The organism is Streptomyces sp. NPDC004539 (assembly GCF_040610055.1).
Taxonomy (GTDB): Bacteria; Actinomycetota; Actinomycetes; order Streptomycetales; family Streptomycetaceae; genus Streptomyces.
In genome coordinates this window covers 296,591-314,506 of record NZ_JBEXLS010000002.1, presented here as the reverse complement: position 1 = coordinate 314,506, position 17,916 = coordinate 296,591, and the positions used below count along the sequence as shown (strand labels likewise).

Here is a 17,916-nt window from a genome sequence, read left to right as displayed (position 1 = left end):
AGCACGTGCGGGTTGGCTGATTCGGCACTCTGGCAGCGCTCCCCTCAACCGGTAAAGTCCCATTCCCGCCAAGGATGTGAAACTCGTCGTCCTCCCCTGAGGTGGACCGGTTTAGGGAGAGCGCATGCTTCAGGTCGCACCGCTGCACGACGGCTGGACCCTGCGGCACGACGGCGAGGTGCTCCCGGCGGCCGTGCCGGGGTGCGTGCACACCGATCTGCTGGCCGCCGGGGTAATCCCGGACCCCTTCCTCGGGCGGAACGAGACCGAGGTCGCGTGGGTCGGGCGGCGGGAGTGGACCTACGAGCGGGACCTCGTGGCGGAGCCGAACGGGCACGAGCAGACCGACCTCGTCTTCGAGGGCCTCGACACGGCCGCCGAGATCCTGGTGGACGGCCAACTCCTGGGCCGGGTACGGAACATGCACCGCTCGTACCGTTTCGACGTGACCGGGCTGAGCGGCCGGCTGACCGTCCGGTTCGCGTCCGCGTACGCGGAGGCGGCGGCCGTGCGGGGGAAGGTGGGCGAGCGGCCGGCCGCGTACGCCGAGCCGTACCAGTACATCCGCAAGATGGCCTGCTCCTTCGGCTGGGACTGGGGGCCGACGCTGGTCACCGCGGGGATCTGGCGCCCGGTCCGGCTGGAGCGGTGGGCGACGGCCCGGATCTCCCGGGTCCGGCCGCTGGTGAGCGTCGAACAGGGCGCGGGCGTCGTCGAGTTGCACGTCGAGGTGGAGCGCGCCCGGGTCGAGGCCGCCCTCTTCGTCGAGGCGGAGGTGGCCGGCGTCCGGGTGCGCGCCGCGCTCGACGGCACGAGCGGCACGGTCCGCCTGCGGGTCCCGGACGCGGCCCTGTGGTGGCCGCGCGGCTACGGCGAACAGCCGCTGCACGACGTGGAGTTGACGTTGCTGCACGGCACGGAGCCGCTGGACGCGTGGCGGCGCCGGGTCGGTTTCCGCACCGTCGAGCTGGACACCTCCCCGGACGACCGGGGCACCGGGTTCACGCTGGCCGTGAACGGCGAACGGCTCTTCGTGCGCGGCGTGAACTGGATTCCGGACGACGTGTTCCCGTCCCGGGTGACCCGGGAGCGGTACCGCGAACGCCTCGCGCAGGCCGCCGGGGCGGGCGTGGACCTCGTCAGGATCTGGGGCGGCGGGATCTACGAGAGCGCCGAATTCTACGACACCTGCGACGAGTTGGGGCTGCTGGTCTGGCAGGACTTCCCGTTCGCGTGCGCCGCCTATCCGGAGGAGCAGCCGCTGCGGGGAGAGGTGGAGGCGGAGGCGCGGGAGAACGTCGTCCGGCTGATGCCGCACCCGTCGCTGGTGCTGTGGAACGGCAACAACGAAAACCTGTGGGGGTTCCGGGACTGGGGCTGGGAGGAGCCGCTCGGCGGGGACTCCTGGGGCGAGGGGTACTACCTGGGCCTGCTGCCGCGGGTCGTCGCGGAGCTGGACCCGACGCGGCCCTACACGGCGGGCAGCCCCTGGTCGGGTTCGTGGGAGCGGCATCCGAACGATCCGGCGCACGGCACGCACCACTCGTGGGAGGTGTGGAACCGGCTGGACTACTCCGCGTACCTCGCCGAAGTCCCGCGTTTCGTCGCGGAGTTCGGCTGGCAGGCGCCGCCCGCGTACGCGACGCTGCGGCGGGCGCTGCCGGGTGAGGAGCTGGCGCCGGACTCGCCGGGGGTGCTGCACCACCAGAAGGCGGACGACGGGAACGGCAAGCTGGAGCGGGGGCTCGCGCACCATTTCGCGCTGCCCGGCGGGGACTTCGACCGGTGGCACTATCTGACGCAGGTCAACCAGGCGCGGGCGGTGGCGACCGGGGTCGAGCACTGGCGGTCGCACTGGCCGGTGTGCGCGGGGGCGATCGTGTGGCAGCTCAACGACTGCTGGCCGGTGACGAGTTGGGCGGCGGTGGACGGGGACGGGCGGGAGAAGCCGCTCTACCACGAGCTGCGGCGGCTGTACGCGGACCGGTTGCCGACGTTCCAACTCCGGGGTGGAAGGCTCGTGCTGGCGTGCGTGAACCAGGGGGCCGGGGAGTGGGGCGGGGTGGTGTCGCTGCGGCGGATGACGGTGGACGGGGTGGTGGTGGCGCAGGCGGAGGTGCCGTTCGAGGTGGCGCGGCGGGCGGTCGAAGAGGTCGCGGTGGAGCGGGAGTTGGTGCCGGACGGGGCGAAGGAGTTCCTGGTCGCCGACCTGGACGGGCTGCGGGCGCTGTGGTTCCCGGCCGCCGACCGTGAAATCCCTTATCCCCGGCCGGAGTTCGAGGTGGAGGTCGCGCCGGGTTCGGTGACCGTGACCGCGCGGACCCTGGTCCGGGATCTGCTGTTCCAGGCGGACCGGCTGGGGCCTCAAGTCCGTACGGACCGGGGGCTGGTGACGCTGTTGCCCGGGGAGCGGGTGACGATGGGGGTGAGCGGCTGGGAGCGTCCCGACGCCGCCGCCGCGCGTGCCGCGCTGTACTGCCAGGAGCCCGCTCGATGACGAGTACCAGTCCCCGCGTCACGATCAAGGACGTCGCCGCGCGCGCGGGTGTGTCGAAGGGGGCGGTGTCGCTCGCGTTCAACCACAAGCCGGGGCTGTCCGAGGCGACCCGGGACCGGATCTTCGCCGCCGCGCGGGAGCTGGGGTGGGCGCCGAGCCCGGCGGCGAGGTCGCTGGCGGGGGCGCGGGTGGACGTCGTGGGGCTGGCGATCTGCCGGCCCGCGCGGATGCTGGGGCTCGAACCGTTCTACATGGAGTTCGTGTCCGGGGTGGAGAGCGTGCTGATCGAGCACTCCTGTTCGCTGCTGCTGCGGCTCGTGAAGTCGCCGCAGGAGGAGGCGGGGCTGCTGACGGAGTGGTGGCGGGGACGGCAGATCGGGGGGTCGATCCTCGTCGACTTCCGGGCGGACGATCCGCGGGTCGCCGTCGCCGAGCGGCTGGGGCTGCCGGTGGTGGCGGTCGGGCATCCCTCGCTGGCCGGGTCGCTGACGGCCGTGTGGACGGACGACGCGGCGGCGATGCGGGAGGCGGTGCGGTATCTGGCGGCGCTCGGGCACCGGCGGATCGCGCGGGTGGGGGGCGCGGCGGAGCTGGGGCACACGGCGACGCGGGGGGAGGCGTTCGACGCGGCGGCGCGGGAGCTGGGGCTCGCCGGGGCGTGGCAGGTGGCCACCGACTACTCCGGGGAGGCGGGGGCGCGGGCGACGCGGTCCATGCTGACGGCCGCCGACCGGCCGACGGCGATCGTCTACGACAACGACATCATGGCCGTCGCCGGGCTGTCGGTGGCCCAGGAGATGGGCGTGCGGGTGCCGGACGACGTGTCGCTGCTGGCCTGGGACGACTCGCAGCTGTGCCGGCTGACGCATCCGACGCTGTCGGCGATGAGCCATGATGTGCACGGGTTCGGGGCGGAGGTGGCGCGGACGCTGTTCGGGGTGATCCTCGGGGAAGGGGCGCAGTCGCATCCGGTCGCCACTCCGGTGCTGGCGCCTCGGGGTTCCACCGCGCCGCCTCGGTGACCCGCCCCACCGGTGTGACCTTCGCCGCTCCTCCCCCCGGGACTGGGCAGTCACGTTACTGATAAGTAGCATGGGGGCTGAGCGCCCGCTCAGCGACTGTGTGGGGCGGCGCGTCGCAGCTGTGCCATCCCGCACCCTGGAGGAGCCATCGTGCCTCGTACCGTCAGGGATGTCGTCTTCGTCGACGGCGTCCGTACCCCGTTCGGCAAGGCGGGCCCGAAGGGCATCTACCACGAGACCCGGGCCGACGACCTGGTCGTCAAGGCGATCCGGGAGCTGCTGCGCCGCAACCCCGGTCTGGACCCCGCGAAGATCGACGAGGTCGCGATCGCGGCGACCACGCAGATCGGCGACCAGGGCCTGACCATCGGCCGCACGGCCGGCATCCTCGCGGGCCTCCCCCAGTCCGTGCCGGGCTACTCCATCGACCGCATGTGCGCGGGCGCCCTGACGGCCGTCACCACGGTCGCCGGCTCCGTCGCGTTCGGCGCCTACGACATCGCCGTCGCCGGCGGCGTCGAGCACATGGGCCGCCACCCCATGGGCGAGGGCGTCGACCCGAACCCGCGGTTCGTCAGCGAGAAGCTCGTCGACGAGTCCGCGCTGTTCATGGGCATGACCGCCGAGAACCTCCACGACCGCTACCCGCAGATCACCAAGCTGCGCGCGGACGAGTACGCGGTGCGCTCCCAGGAGAAGGCCGCCAAGGCGTACGCCGACGGCAAGATCCAGGCCGACCTGGTCCCGATCTCCGTACGCCGTACCAACCCCGAGGCGGGCGAGACGGGCTGGGGCCTGGTCACCGCCGACGAGCCGATGCGCCCGGGGACGACGCTGGAGAACCTCTCCGGCCTCAAGACCCCGTTCCGTGTGCACGGCCGGGTCACCGCGGGCAACGCGGCCGGTCTGAACGACGGCGCGACCGCCTCCCTCATCGCCTCCGAGGACTTCGCCCGGGAGAACAACCTCCCGGTCAAGATGCGCCTCGTCGCCTACTCCTTCGCGGGTGTCGAGCCGGAGGTCATGGGCTACGGCCCGATCCCGGCCACCGAGAAGGCCCTCGCGCAGGCGGGCCTGTCCATCGAGGACATCGGCCTGTTCGAGATCAACGAGGCGTTCGCCGTCCAGGTGCTCGCCTTCCTCGACCACTACGGCATCGCGGACGACGACGAGCGCGTCAACCAGTACGGCGGCGCGATCGCCTTCGGTCACCCGCTGGCCTCCTCCGGCGTGCGTCTGATGACGCAGCTCGCCCGGCAGTTCGAGGACCAGCCGCACGTCCGCTACGGCCTGACCACGATGTGCGTCGGCTTCGGCATGGGCGCGACGGTCATCTGGGAGAACCCGCACTTCGAGGGGGACAAGTGAGCACCACCACCGAGCTGTTGAAGGGCGCGGCCGAGCTGTTCCCCGACGAGGTCGTCACGTCGGCGCACGTCCGCCACCTCGACCTCCCCTTCGGCGCGGGCCGCTTCGCGCTGATCACGCTGGACAACGGCCTGGACCACACCAAGCCGACCACCTTCGGCCCGGCGTCCCTCGCGAAGCTGGACGCCGCGCTGGACCAGGTCGAGGCGGAGGCCGCGGCCGGCGGGATCGTCGGCGTCGGCGTCACCGGCAAGCCGTTCATCTTCGCGGTCGGCGCCGACCTCAAGGGCGTCGAGCTGCTGAAGGAGTGGGACCACGCCCACGCCATCGGCAAGGGCGGCCACGACGTCTTCAAGCGGATCGCGGGCCTCGCCGTCCCGACGTTCGCGTACTACAACGGCGCCGCGATGGGCGGTGGCGTCGAGGTCGGCCTGCACTGCGAGTACCGCACGGTCTCCAAGGCGATCCCCGCGTTCTCGCTGCCCGAGGTCTTCCTCGGCCTCGTCCCCGGCTGGGGCGGCTGCACGCTGCTGCCGAACCTGATCGGCGCCGAGAAGGCCGTCTCGGTGATCATCGAGAACAGCCTCAACCAGAACAAGCAGCTCAAGGGCCAGCAGGTCTTCGACCTCGGGATCGCCGACGCGCTCTTCGAGGGCGCGGACTTCCTGGAGCAGTCGCTGATCTGGACGGCTCAGGTACTCAAGGGTGACGTCAAGGTCGAGCGGCCCGCCGTGGACCGCGGCGAGGCGTGGGACCAGGCCGTCGCCAAGGGCCGGGCCGTCGCCGACTCCAAGGTGCACGGCGCCGCCCCCGCCGCCTACCGGGCGCTGGACATCGTCGCCGCCGCCAAGGACGGCGACCTCCAGGCCGGGTTCGACGCCGAGGACAAGGCGCTCGCCGACCTCATCATGGGCGGGGAGCTGCGCGCCGGGATCTACGCGTTCAACCTCGTGCAGAAGCGCGGCAAGCGGCCCGCCGGGGCGCCGGACAAGTCGCTCGCGCGTCCGGTCACCAAGGTCGGTGTCGTCGGCGCCGGTCTGATGGCCTCGCAGCTCGCGCTGCTGTTCCTGCGCCGTCTTGAGGTGCCGGTCGTGCTGACCGACATCGACCAGGAGCGCGTCGACAAGGGTGTGGGCTACGTCCACGCCGAGATCGACAAGCTGCTCGGCAAGGGCCGCGTCAACCAGGACAAGGCGAACCGTCTCAAGGCCCTGGTCAGCGGCGTGCTGGACAAGGCCGAGGGCTTCTCCGACGCGGACTTCGTCATCGAGGCCGTGTTCGAGGAGATCGGCGTCAAGCAGCAGGTGTTCGCCGAGGTCGAGGCGGTCGCCCCGGCGCACGCGATCCTCGCGACCAACACCTCCTCGCTGTCGGTCACCGAGATGGCGTCGAAGCTGAAGCACCCCGAGCGGGTCGTCGGCTTCCACTTCTTCAACCCCGTCGCCGTGCTGCCGCTCCTGGAGATCGTGCGCGGCGAGCAGACGGACGACGCCGCGCTGGCCACGGCGTTCGGTGTCGCCAAGAAGCTGAAGAAGACGGCCGTCCTGGTCAAGGACGCGCCCGCGTTCGTCGTCAACCGCATCCTCACCCGCTTCATGGGCGAGGTGCAGAACGTCATCGACGAGGGGACGTCCGTCGAGGTCGCCGAGAAGGCCGTCGAGCCGCTCGGGCTGCCGATGTCGCCGCTCGTCCTGCTGGAACTGGTCGGCCCCGCCATCGGTCTGCACGTCTCCGAGACGCTGAACCGGGCGTTCCCGGACCGCTTCACCGTCTCCCCCAACCTCAAGGCGGTCGTCGAGGCCGGTAAGCGCGGGTTCTACGTCTACCGCGCGGAGAACGGCTTCAAGCCGGAGCTGGACCCCGAGGTGGCCGCGCTCCTCAAGCAGGGCTCCGAGGCCCTCACCGAGGAGCAGGTGCGGGCGCGGGTCCTGGAGGCCGTCGCGCAGGAGATCGGGCTCATGCTCGACGAGGGTGTCGTCGCCGAGGCCCAGGACATCGACCTCTGCCTCATCACCGGCGCGGGCTGGCCCTTCCACCTGGGCGGCGTCACGCCGTACCTGGACCGTGAGGGCGTCTCCGAGAAGGTCAACGGGAAGAAGTTCCTGGCGGCCGGGGTGGCGTCGGTACCGGCGTAGTCAACACCCAGTACGTAGGGAGGGCCTCCGCGGGACGCGGGGGCCCTCTTCCTACTTCTGGAGCTCCGACTGCCCCAGCTTGCTGTTCTTCCTGCCGTACAGGAAGTACACCGCGAACCCGATCGCCATCCAGATCCCGAACCTGAGCCACGTCTCCGCCGGGAGGTTCAGCATCAGCCACAGGGAGGCGGCGACCGAGAGGATCGGGATGGCCGGGACCCACGGGGTGCGGAAGGCGCGGGGCAGGTCGGGGCGGGAGCGGCGCAGGAGGACGACGCCGATGGCGACGACCACGAACGCGAACAGGGTGCCGATGTTGACGAGTTCGGCGAGTTCGCTGAGCGGGGTGAAGCCGGCGACGATCGCGATGACCACGCCGAGGAGGATCGTCGGGCGGTGGGGGGTGCGGTAGCGGGGGTGGACGTGCGAGAAGAACGTCGGCAGGAGGCCGTCGCGGCTCATCGCGAAGAAGACCCGGGTCTGGCCCAGCAGGAGGATCATGCAGACCGTCGTCAGGCCGACCGCCGCGCCGAAGCTGATGAAGCCCGCGAACCAGGGGTGCCCGGTCGCCTTGAAGGCGTCCGCGAGGGGGGCGGTGACCGAGAGGTCCGTGTAGTGCTGCATGCCGGTCACCACGATCGAGACGGCGACGTACAGCGTCGTACAGATCAGGAGTGAGCCGAGGATGCCGCGGGGCATGTCGCGCTGGGGGTTCTTCGTCTCCTCGGCGGCCGTCGCGACGACGTCGAAGCCGATGAAGGCGAAGAAGACGACGGAGGCGGCCGTGAAGATGCCCATGACGCCGAAGTTCGAGGGGGCCCAGCCGAACATGAGCTGGACCAGCGGGGACTGGAGGTCGCCGCCCGCCGCGACGGTCTGGGACTTCGGGATGAACGGGTCGTAGTTGTCGCCCTTGATGAAGAAGGCGCCCGCGATGATGACGACGAGGACGACGGTCACCTTGATCGCGACGACCACGGACGTCACGCGCGCGGAGAGCTTCGTACCGAGGACGAGGATGCCCGTGAGGACCAGGACCAGCGCCGCCGCGAGGATGTCGAAACCGAAGCCGTCCGCCCCGTCCCGGCCGCTCAGCGCGGCCGGCAGATGCCAGCCCGCGTTGTCCAGCAGCGAGGCGATGTACCCCGACCAGCCGACGGCCACCACCGCCGTGCCGAGCGCGAACTCCAGGACCAGGTCCCAGCCGATGATCCAGGCCGGCAGCTCACCGAGCGAGGCGTAGCTGAACGTGTACGCGGAGCCCGCGACCGGGACCGTGGACGCGAACTCGGCGTAGCAGAGCGCGGCGAGCGCGCAGACGACCCCGGCGACGACGAAGGCGAGGGCGGTGGCCGGGCCCGCGTTGTTCTTCGCGACCGTGCCGGTCAGGACGAAGATGCCGGTGCCGATGATGACCCCGACGCCGAAGACCGTCAGGTCCAGGGCCGACAGGGACTTCTTGAGGGCGTGCTCCGGCTCCTCGGTGTCCTGGATGGACTGTTCGACCTGCTTCGTACGGAAGACGCTGCTGCTCACGGGTGTGACCTCCCACGCCTGATCAAGAGGGGGCACAGGTCGTATGCCCGGGAGTCACTCCGTTAACGCGAATGGGCCGAACTCGTCACCCTAAGTAGTGAAGAATCCGGCCCATCCAGGCGTGTCGCGGGGTCAGTCGCGGGCGGGCTCCACGGCCTCCACGGCGCTGCCGAACTTACCGTCGATCTTGGCGACCAGGCCGGTGACCTGGCGCGCGATGTCCGGCGCGGTCAGGCCGATCTCCGCCATGACCTCCGCGCGGGAGGCGTGGTCGAGGAAGCGCGGCGGGATACCGAAGTCACGCAGAGGCACATCGACGCCCGCGTCCCGCAGGGCCTGCGCGACGGCCGAGCCGACGCCGCCGACCCGCGAGTTGTCCTCGACGGTGACGACCACGCGGTGGCGCTCCGCGAGCGGGGCCATCGCCTCGTCGACCGGCTTGACCCAGCGCGGGTCGACGACGGTGGTGGTGATGCCCTGCTTGTCGAGGAGGTTCGCGATCTCCAGGCACATCGGCGCCAGCGCGCCCACGGAGACCAGCAGGACGTCCGGCGAGTCCGTCCCCGGCTCCCGCAGCACGTCCATGCCCCCGACGCGCCCCACGGCCGGTACGGCGGGCCCCACGGCGCCCTTGGAGAAGCGGACGACGGTCGGCGCGTCGTCGACCTCGACGGCCTCGCGGAGCTGCGCGCGGACCTGCTCGGCGTCGCGCGGGGCGGCCAGCCGCAGGCCCGGGACGACCTGGAGGATCGACATGTCCCACATGCCGTTGTGGGAGGCGCCGTCGGTGCCGGTGACGCCCGCGCGGTCCAGGACGAACGTGACCCCGCACTTGTGCAGGGCGACGTCCATGAGGACCTGGTCGAAGGCGCGGTTCAGGAACGTCGCGTACACGGCGAAGACGGGGTGCACGCCCGCGTGCGCGAGACCGGCCGCGGAGACGGCGCCGTGCTGCTCGGCGATGCCGACGTCGTAGATGCGGTCGGGGAACTCCTCCGCGAACCGCTTCAGGCCGACCGGCTGGAGCATCGCGGCGGTGATCGCGACGATGTCCTCGCGCTCCTTGCCGAGCGCGGCCATCTCGTCGCCGAAGACGGACGTCCAGTCGGCGCCGGACGCCTTGACCGGCAGGCCGGTGTCGGGGTGGATGGGGCCGATGCCGTGGAAGCGGTCGGCCTCGTCCTGGAGGGCGGGCTGGTAGCCGCGGCCCTTCTCGGTGATGCAGTGGACGATGACCGGGCCGCCGAAGCGCTTGGCGCGCGACAGGGCCGACTCCAGGGCCTCGATGTCGTGGCCGTCGATCGGGCCGAGGTACTTCAGGCCGAGGTCCTCGAACATGCCCTGGGGGGCGATGAAGTCCTTGAGGCCCTTCTTCGCGCCGTGCAGCGTGTCGAAGAGGGGCTTGCCGACGACCGGGGTGCGCTCCAGGAGGTCCTTGCCGCGGGCCAGGAAGCGTTCGTAGCCGTCGGTCGTGCGCAGCGTCGCGAGGTGGTTGGCGAGGCCGCCGATCGTCGGCGCGTAGGAGCGCTCGTTGTCGTTGACGACGATGACGAGCGGGCGGTCCTTGGCGTCGGCGATGTTGTTGAGCGCCTCCCAGGCCATGCCGCCGGTGAGGGCGCCGTCGCCGATGACCGCGACGACGTGGCTGTCGCGGTTCAGGATCTCGTTGCCCTTGGCGATGCCGTCGGCCCAGCCGAGGACCGTGGAGGCGTGGCTGTTCTCGATGACGTCGTGCTCGGACTCGCCCTGCGAGGGGTAGCCGGAGAGGCCGCCCTTCTGTTTGAGTTTCGAGAAGTCCTGGCGGCCCGTGAGGAGCTTGTGGACGTAGGACTGGTGGCCGGTGTCCCACAGCACCTTGTCCCGGGGGGACTCGAACACGCGGTGCAGGGCGATGGTCAGCTCGACCACGCCGAGGTTCGGTCCGAGGTGACCGCCGGTCTTGGAGACGGCCTCGACGAGGAAGGTCCGGATCTCCCCGGCCAACTGGTCGAGCTCCTCCAGGCTGAGCCGGTCCAGATCGCGCGGTCCCGTGATGCGGGTCAGCAGCGGCACCCGTGCCTCCTTGCAGTAGAGCTGTTCGAGCTGTTGCCGGGCTTGTCGAGTCTAATGTTCCGTCCCGGTGGCCGGAGTCCGGCCCATGCGTCGTACGTCACGCGTTCGGCCGTACCCATCATCCGCTGAACCTATGACATGACGGTGCCCGGCACTCGTATTCGAGCGCCGGGCACCGTCGGGCCGGACAGGTCGAGGTCAGCCGCGGCCGGACGCCTTCTGGCTCTTGCGGGACACCGAGTCGATGACCACGGCGCCCAGGAGCACGCCGCCGGTGATCATGTACTGGATCGACGTGTCCATGTTGAGCAGGTACAGGCCGGTCTGGATGGACTGGATGACCAACATGCCGAGGAGCGCGGACCAGACCGTGCCCCGGCCGCCGAAGAGCGACGTACCGCCGATGACCGCCGCGGCGATCGCCAGCATCAGGGTGTTGCCGCCGCCCGCGTTCAGCGTCGCGGAGGCCGTCTGGCCGGCGAAGAACATGCCGCCGACCGCCGCGAAACCGCCGGAGATGGCGAAGACGGTGATGCGGATCATGGGCACGCTGATACCGGCACGGCGGGCCGCCTCGATGCCGCCGCCGACCGCGAAGATCTTGCGGCCGTACGTCGTACGACGCAGCACGAAGTCCACGATCACCAGGGACGCGAGGAAGATCACCAGCGCGTTGGAGACACCCTTCGCGCTGTTCAGGACGGCCGCGGCGACGAACGCGGCGATGGCCAGCAGGCCGACGCGGATCAGGATCTCGACGGTCGGACGGAACGGGACGCCCGCCTCCCGGCGACGGCGCTGCTCACCGAAGTTGCCGACCAGCGAGAGGACGACCGCGAGGCCGGCCAGCAGGTAGGCGCCGATGATCTGCTGGTCCATGAAGAACGAGCTCTGGCCGAGGAGTTTCACCGGGCCGGAGTCCGAGGGGATGTTGATGGTGCCGGAGGAGCCGAGCAGCCACAGCATCAGGCCGTTCCAGCCGAGGAAGCCGGCCAGGGTGACGACGAACGCGGGCACGCCGATCTTCGCGAAGAAGAAGCCGTGCAGCGCGCCGATCGCGGCGCCCGTGAGGACCGTCAGGAACAGCGAGAACCAGGGGTTCATGGTGTGGTTCACCACGAACACCGCGAACAGTGTCGAGGCGAGGCCGCTGACCGAGCCGACGGACAGGTCGATCTCACCGAGCAGCAGCACGAACACCAGGCCGATGGCGAGCATGCCGGTGGCCGAGAGGAAGTAGCTGATGTTGGAGAGGTTGTCGGCGCTCAGGAAGCGGTCGTTCTTCACCTGGAAGATCGTCCAGATGACGATCAGGCCGAGGACGACGGGCAGGGAGCCCAGCTCGCCTCCCTTGACCTTGCGGACGAACTCCGTCCAGTAGCCCTTGAAGCCCTCCTCGCGGACCAGGAGGCGGGGGTCGACGACGGCGACCGGCGCGGCCGTCGGGTCGGCGGCGGGGGCCACGGTGTCCTGGGCGGTGGCGGCCTTGGTGACCTCGGTCTTCGCGGTCTTCTCGGCCGCGCTCTGCTCGGCCTTGGCGGTCTGCTCCGCCTTCTCTGCCTTCGGGGTCTCGCTCACTTCGCAGCCTCCGTGGTGCGACGTCCCGCACGACGGGTCACGGCGTTGTCCGTGGCTCCGGTGATCGCGGCGATGATCTCTTCGTGGCTGGTGTCCTTCACCGGGAAGGAGCCGTTGTTCTTGCCCAGGCGCAGCACGTGGACGGTGTCGGCGACCGCCTTCACGTCCGCCATGTTGTGGCTGATGAGGATGACGCCGAGGCCGCGCTCGCGCAGCCGCTCGACGAGGTCGAGGACCTGCGCGGTCTGCTCGACGCCGAGGGCCGCGGTGGGCTCGTCGAGGATGACGACCTTGGGGTCGCCGATGAGGGCGCGGGCGATCGCGACGACCTGGCGCTGGCCGCCGGACAGACTCGCGATCGGGATACGGACGCTCGGGATGCGGATGGAGAGCGTCGAGAGCAGCTCGCGCGAGTTCTTCTCCATCGTGACCTCGTCGATGATGCCGCGGCGCAGCAGCTCACGGCCGAGGTAGAGGTTGCCGACGACATCGAGGTTGTCGCAGAGCGCGAGGTCCTGGTAGACGGTCGCGACACCGAGGCCCTGGGCGTCGTGCGGCTTGTTGATGCTGACCGCCTGACCCTCCCACTCGATGACGCCCTCGTCGATCGGGTGGACCCCCGCGATCGTCTTGACCAGCGTGGACTTTCCTGCGCCGTTGTCGCCGACCAGGGCGACCACTTCTCCGGCGTGGACCTCCAGATCGACGTCGGTGAGGGCCTGGACCGCACCGAATCGCTTGGAGACTCCGCGCAACGCCAGCACGGGCGTAGCGGACACGTGAACCATCTCCTTCGCCGCCTGACCGGCGGGGTACCGCGCTGGCTTCAGCAGGCGCGGAGGGTCGTACGCGGCCGTCGTCGTGACGGCTCCCGCGTACCGGGCTTTACAGGATGAACATGCGCGCGTGGGTCGCTCTTGGCAACGGCGGCGCGCCCCGGTACGTCCGGCGTCCGTCCCGGTAGCGGGACGTAGAGGTGGGACGGACGCCGGACGAGTTTCGGGGGGCGGGGGTGACGGGGTGGGCCGGCTCCCGGGTCGTACGGGTACGGGGTGCGCACGCCGTACGGCCGGGGGCCGGTTCCGGTGCCGGGCAGGCCACGGAGGAGCGAGGAGTCCGGTGGCCGGTCGTGCCGGTCCGCCGGATCTGCCCGCTCCCCCGAAACCCGCTCGTCCTCGGGTCACCCGTGGGCCCGGAGTGCCGGGCCCGTCACCGCGTCGCCCTACTGGAGGCCGGCGGCCTTGCAGGGGGCCGCGAACTCGCCCGTGCAGATCTGGGCGGCGGTGTAGAGGCCGTCCTTGATGACCGTGTCCTTGATGTTGGCCTTGGTCACGGAGACCGGGGTCAGCAGCTGGGACGGGACCTTGTTGCCGGAACCGCTGGTCAGGGTGGTGGTGGCGAGGGAGGCGATGTCCTTGCCGTTCAGCAGGTCGACCGCCATGATCGCGGCGGCGTCGGCCTCGGGGCGGAACGCCTTGTAGACGGTGGAGGACTGGGTGCCGGCGACGATGCGCTGGATACCCGCGAGCTCCGCGTCCTGGCCGGTCAGCGGGATACCGCTGATGCCCGCGCCCTTGAGGGTGTTGGCGATACCGCCGGCCATGCCGTCGTTCGCGGCGTAGACGGCGGCGATGTTCTTCGCGCCGAGCTGCGTGATCGCGGCGGACACCTTCTCCGCGGCGACGGTGTCCTTCCACAGGCCCGACTGCTCGTAGGCGATGGTGACCTTGCCGTCGAGGGCCTGGTGCGCGCCCTTCTTGAACTCGGCGGCGTTCGGGTCGGCGTCGTCACCGTTGATCATGACGATCTTCGACGCCTTGGTGGCCTTCGCGCCGAGCGCGGAGAGCAGGGCCTGGCCCTGGAGCTCGCCGACCTTGACGTTGTCGAAGGAGACGTAGCCGGAGACCGGACCCTGGGCGAGGCGGTCGTACGCGACGACCTTGACGCCCTTGTCGACCGCGGCCTGGATCGAGGACTTGATCGCGGCGGAGTCCTGCGCGGAGATCACGATCACCTTGACACCCTTGGTGATCATGGTGCTGACCTGCTGCGCCTGCGTGGTCGCGCTGGCCGCGGCGTTCGCGTACTCGACCTTGCAGTCGGCACAGAGCGCCTTGACCTTCTCCTCGAAGTACGGCTTGTCGAACTTCTCGTACCGCGCGGTGACGGTGTCGGGAAGGAGCAGTCCGATGGACTTGCCGCCGCCACCGGTGGTGGTGCCGGCCGAGGACGCGTCGCTGCCGCTGTCCTTGTCGTCGCCGGCCTTGCCGCACGCGGCCACGGCGAGCGCCATGGTGACGGCGGTGGCGCCGATGGCGACTCTACGCATCGTTGCGTTCATTGGGGTTGCCTCCCTGACAGGGCCGCAACGCTGCGGCCGAGGTGGCTGGAAGTCAACTCGGCCGTACGTTCGGCGTCAAGAAGTAAATACTTAACGAGATGGCAACGGCGCTATGCGTTCTCTAAGTGAACGCGGGTGCCGCAGCGGTCAGCGTTCCGTCCAAAAGGGTCGAATCGCCCATCTCGCTGAGGGCCAGCGCGAGCGCCCCGAGGACCTCCGCACGGCCTCCCAAGGCCCCCGGGAGCACAGTCAGTTGACGGGCCGCGCTGGGGATGGCGTACCGCCCGACGGACTCCCGGATCGGCCCCAGTACCAGTTCTCCGGCCTCCGCGAGATCCCCGCCGAGCACCACTCTGCTGGGGTTGAGGAGGTTGCAGAGGTTGGCGACACCGCTGCCGATGTGCCGCCCCACATCGGCGATCACCCTGCGGCAGCCGGGATCTCCGTCCCTCGCGAGCCGTACGACGCCCTCCATCGTGAGTTCCGGGCCGTGACTGGGCCGAAGGAGTGGCAGGACGTACCGCGCGGCGGTGAAGGTCTCCAGGCAGCCGCGGTTCCCGCACCGGCAGACGGGCCCCGACTCGTCGAGCGTGATGTGCCCGATCTCGCCCGCCGTGCCGCCCGGACCCCGGTAGATCCGCCCGTTGATGACGAGGCCCGCGCCGACCCCGCTGGCGACCTTGATGTAAGCAAGATCACGAACGCCCCGGCCGCTCCCCCAGACCATCTCGCCGAGCGCGCCGAGGTTGGCGTCGTTGTCGACGTGGACCGGGACGCCGAGTCTGCCGCGCAGCTCCTCGGCGGGGCGGGTGCCGATCCAGCCGGGCAGGATCGCGGAGGAGCCGAGCGTCCCGGACTCCAGGTCGATCGGCCCGGGGACGCCGAGGCCGACCCCGGCGATCTTCGAGCGGTCCACGCCGGTCGCCTCGATCAGACGGCTGACCAGCTGTTCCGCCCGGTCGAAGCCCTGCGCGGAGGAGGCATCGACGTCGAGCGGCTCGGCCTCCTCGGCGAGGACCTGGTGCGCGAGGTTGCCGACGGCGACCCGCAGGTGCGTATGACCGAAGTCCACCCCTATGACGATGCCGGCGTCCCCGCTGAGGCTGACGCTGCGCGCCCTGCGTCCACCCGCCGAAGTCGGCGTGACCTCGACGGTCCCGCCTTCCTTCAACTCCCGGACGATGTTGGAGACGGTCGCGGCGGACAGGCCGGTCGTACGGGCGATCTCCGCCTGGGTGAGCGATCCGGCCATCCGCACGGCGCGTACGACCCGCTCCAGGTTGGCTCGGTGCAGTGACGACTGCGACCCCGGAGTCTCCACGACGACCTCCCGCGTGCGAGGCCGCGTCTGCGAGGCCCCGACTATGTCCAACTAGTGAACTCTAAGCTGAGCCGTTCCGGTCGCCTCCCGTCAAGAGGTTGAACAGTTTCCGGGGAGATGCACGGTGTGGGGCGGGGCACCCCGTTGTGGAAGCGTTTTCTGCCGCTTTCATCAGGTGTACGGCGGTGAGGGTGCGGGACGCGGAAACGTCCCGCCTGTCTCATTTCAGGGCGCCCGCGGTGAGGCCGGCGACGACCTGGCGCTGGAAGACGATGTACGCCGCGAGGACCGGGAGCATCGCCATGACCAGGCCCGCGAAGAGGCCGGACCAGTCACCCTTGTAGCCCTGGCTGACGGCGAGCTGGACGAGGCCCTGGGTGAGGACGCGTTTGTCGGGGTCGGTGTTGAGGACCGTGGGCAGCAGGTACTGGTTCCACTGGCCGAGGAAGTTGAAGATGCCGACGCTGACCAGGGCGGGCCGGGCCATCGGCAGCATGATCTGGAAGAAGGTCCGGCTGTGCGAGGCGCCGTCGACGAACGCGGCCTCCGCGACCGACGTCGGCAGGGAGCGGAAGAACGCCGTCAGGAAGAAGACGGTGAACGGCAGCGAGTAGGCGATGTAGACCAGGATCAGGCCGTGGATGGTGTTGAGGAGGCCCATGTTGTTGACGACGTAGAACAGCGGGACCAGGGCGAGGATCACCGGGAAGCTCATGCCGCCGATGAACAGGTAGTAGATGAACCGGTTGCCCGGGAACTCGAAGCGGGCCAGCACATAGGCCGCCATGGAGCCGAGGACCAGCGTCCCGACGAGCGAACCCCCCACCACCACGAGGGTGTTGAAGAAGTAGTCGCCCATGTGGGCCTGGGTCCAGGCGCGTCCCCAGTTGTCGAAGTGGAGTCCGTCGGGCAGCGCCCAGGGCGAGTTGAAGATCGCCGAGTCGGTCTTGAACGACGTCATCACCGCCCAGACCAGCGGGAGCACGACCATGATCGCCCACACGATCAGCACACCGTGCGAGAACACGTTGAGCACGCCCCGGTCGCGCTTCTCCGGGGCCTCGGGAGCGGCCGGCCCCGCGGCCTTCACCTCGGGGGGAGCCTCGGTCGTCTTCATCAGTACTCCAGCCGCTCCCGCCGCCCGAGCCGCATCACGACCGCGGCGAACGCGAGCGTGACGACGAGCAGGGCGACCCCGATGGTGGTGGCGTAGGCGGCCTGGCCGTCCCGGAACGCCGTCTGGTACACGTACAGCGTCATGACCGTCGTCGAGTAGTCGGGCCCGCCGGGGCCGACGGTCATGATCTGGACGACGGCGAAGGACTCGGCGCCGAGGGCGAGGATGCCCATGTAGACCCAGCCGGACTGCACGGTGTCCCACAGCAGCGGCAGGGTGATGCGGAAGAACGTCGCGGCCCGGCCGGCGCCGTCGAGCAGCGCCGCCTCGTACAGGTCCGCCGGGATCGACGCCATGCCGGCGGAGAACAGCACGACGAAGAACCCGACGGTGGACCAGACGAGCACGGCCATCACGCACCACAGCGCGAGATCCGGGTCTCCCAGCCACAGGGGCTGCACGTCACCGAGGCCCACCCCCCGCAGGATCGAGTTGATCGCGCCGCTGTCCGGGTTGTAGGCGAAGGCGAACAGCAGCGCGACGATGGCGATCGACAGGACCTGCGGAAAGAAATAGACGATCTTGTAGAACGACGATCCCCGGACGCCCCTGATCACGGGGCCGCCCTTTCTCCCCTTCCCTCTTCCCCCGCCCACATTGATCATGAAAGAGAGGAAGAGGGCGAGTCCGATGGTCACCAGCGGCAGCACGACCGCGAAGAGCAGGCTGTGCTGCAACGATTTCCAGAAGACGTCGTCGTGGAACATCCGCCGGTAATTGGCGAATCCGACCATCTTGAATTCGGGGCTCAGGCCGGTCCAGTCGGTGAACGAGTAGTAGATCGACTGGACGAACGGCCACAGGACGAACAGGGCGTACAACCCCAGTGGCAGGGCGAGAAACCCCGCGATGAACCGGTACTGGCCGTGCCTCATCGCTCCACCGCTGC

At 70.1% G+C, this 17,916-nt stretch carries 12 protein-coding genes; 4 read left to right on the top strand and 8 right to left on the bottom strand.

Annotation, left to right across the window (positions count from 1 at the left end):
- The first annotated feature begins 124 nt into the window (after positions 1-124).
- The 4 genes from ABZX85_RS05090 (at position 125) to ABZX85_RS05075 (ending at position 7,022) form a co-directional block, all read left to right on the top strand.
- Entirely contained in the window at positions 125-2,497 is a 2,373-nt protein-coding gene (locus tag ABZX85_RS05090; RefSeq protein ID WP_355862587.1) for a glycoside hydrolase family 2 protein, read from the top strand.
- Positions 2,494-3,519, top strand: a complete 1,026-nt coding sequence (locus ABZX85_RS05085) for a LacI family DNA-binding transcriptional regulator (protein ID WP_355862586.1) — start codon at positions 2,494-2,496, stop codon at positions 3,517-3,519. The genes ABZX85_RS05090 and ABZX85_RS05085 overlap by 4 nt, the downstream gene beginning before the upstream one ends.
- 150 nt (positions 3,520-3,669) lie before the next feature.
- A complete protein-coding gene (locus ABZX85_RS05080) occupies positions 3,670-4,887 on the top strand; it encodes an acetyl-CoA C-acyltransferase (protein WP_355862585.1) in 1,218 nt (405 codons plus the stop codon).
- The gene (locus tag ABZX85_RS05075) at positions 4,884-7,022 is read left to right on the top strand and encodes a 3-hydroxyacyl-CoA dehydrogenase NAD-binding domain-containing protein (protein ID WP_355862584.1); all 2,139 of its coding nucleotides are present in this window, start codon (positions 4,884-4,886) and stop codon (positions 7,020-7,022) included. The genes ABZX85_RS05080 and ABZX85_RS05075 overlap by 4 nt, the downstream gene beginning before the upstream one ends.
- Positions 7,023-7,073: 51 nt before the next feature.
- Here the strand turns inward: ABZX85_RS05075 and ABZX85_RS05070 are convergent, their stop codons facing one another.
- The 8 genes from ABZX85_RS05070 to ABZX85_RS05035 form a co-directional block, all read right to left on the bottom strand.
- On the bottom strand, positions 7,074-8,558 hold the full coding sequence (locus ABZX85_RS05070) for an amino acid permease (RefSeq protein WP_355862583.1): 1,485 nt from the start codon (positions 8,556-8,558) through the stop codon (positions 7,074-7,076).
- Between the two features lie 132 nt (positions 8,559-8,690).
- Entirely contained in the window at positions 8,691-10,610 is a 1,920-nt protein-coding gene (gene dxs, locus ABZX85_RS05065; RefSeq protein WP_355862582.1) for a 1-deoxy-D-xylulose-5-phosphate synthase, read from the bottom strand.
- Between the two features lie 198 nt (positions 10,611-10,808).
- A complete protein-coding gene (locus ABZX85_RS05060) occupies positions 10,809-12,074 on the bottom strand; it encodes a sugar ABC transporter permease (RefSeq protein ID WP_355863094.1) in 1,266 nt (421 codons plus the stop codon).
- Between the two features lie 110 nt (positions 12,075-12,184).
- Positions 12,185-12,976: an ATP-binding cassette domain-containing protein gene (locus ABZX85_RS05055; RefSeq protein ID WP_355862581.1), complete on the bottom strand. Its 792-nt coding sequence runs from the start codon at positions 12,974-12,976 to the stop codon at positions 12,185-12,187.
- A gap of 434 nt (positions 12,977-13,410) precedes the next feature.
- Positions 13,411-14,517: a substrate-binding domain-containing protein gene (locus tag ABZX85_RS05050; protein ID WP_355862580.1), complete on the bottom strand. Its 1,107-nt coding sequence runs from the start codon at positions 14,515-14,517 to the stop codon at positions 13,411-13,413.
- Positions 14,518-14,650: 133 nt separating this feature from the next.
- Positions 14,651-15,850: an ROK family transcriptional regulator gene (locus ABZX85_RS05045; RefSeq protein ID WP_355862579.1), complete on the bottom strand. Its 1,200-nt coding sequence runs from the start codon at positions 15,848-15,850 to the stop codon at positions 14,651-14,653.
- Between the two features lie 220 nt (positions 15,851-16,070).
- Entirely contained in the window at positions 16,071-16,967 is an 897-nt protein-coding gene (locus ABZX85_RS05040; RefSeq protein ID WP_355862578.1) for a carbohydrate ABC transporter permease, read from the bottom strand.
- Positions 16,967-17,902 (bottom strand): sugar ABC transporter permease, encoded by a 936-nt coding sequence (locus ABZX85_RS05035; protein ID WP_355862577.1) that lies wholly within the window; start codon positions 17,900-17,902, stop codon positions 16,967-16,969. Before ABZX85_RS05035 ends, ABZX85_RS05040 begins: the two co-directional genes overlap by 1 nt.
- Positions 17,903-17,916 lie beyond the last annotated feature (14 nt).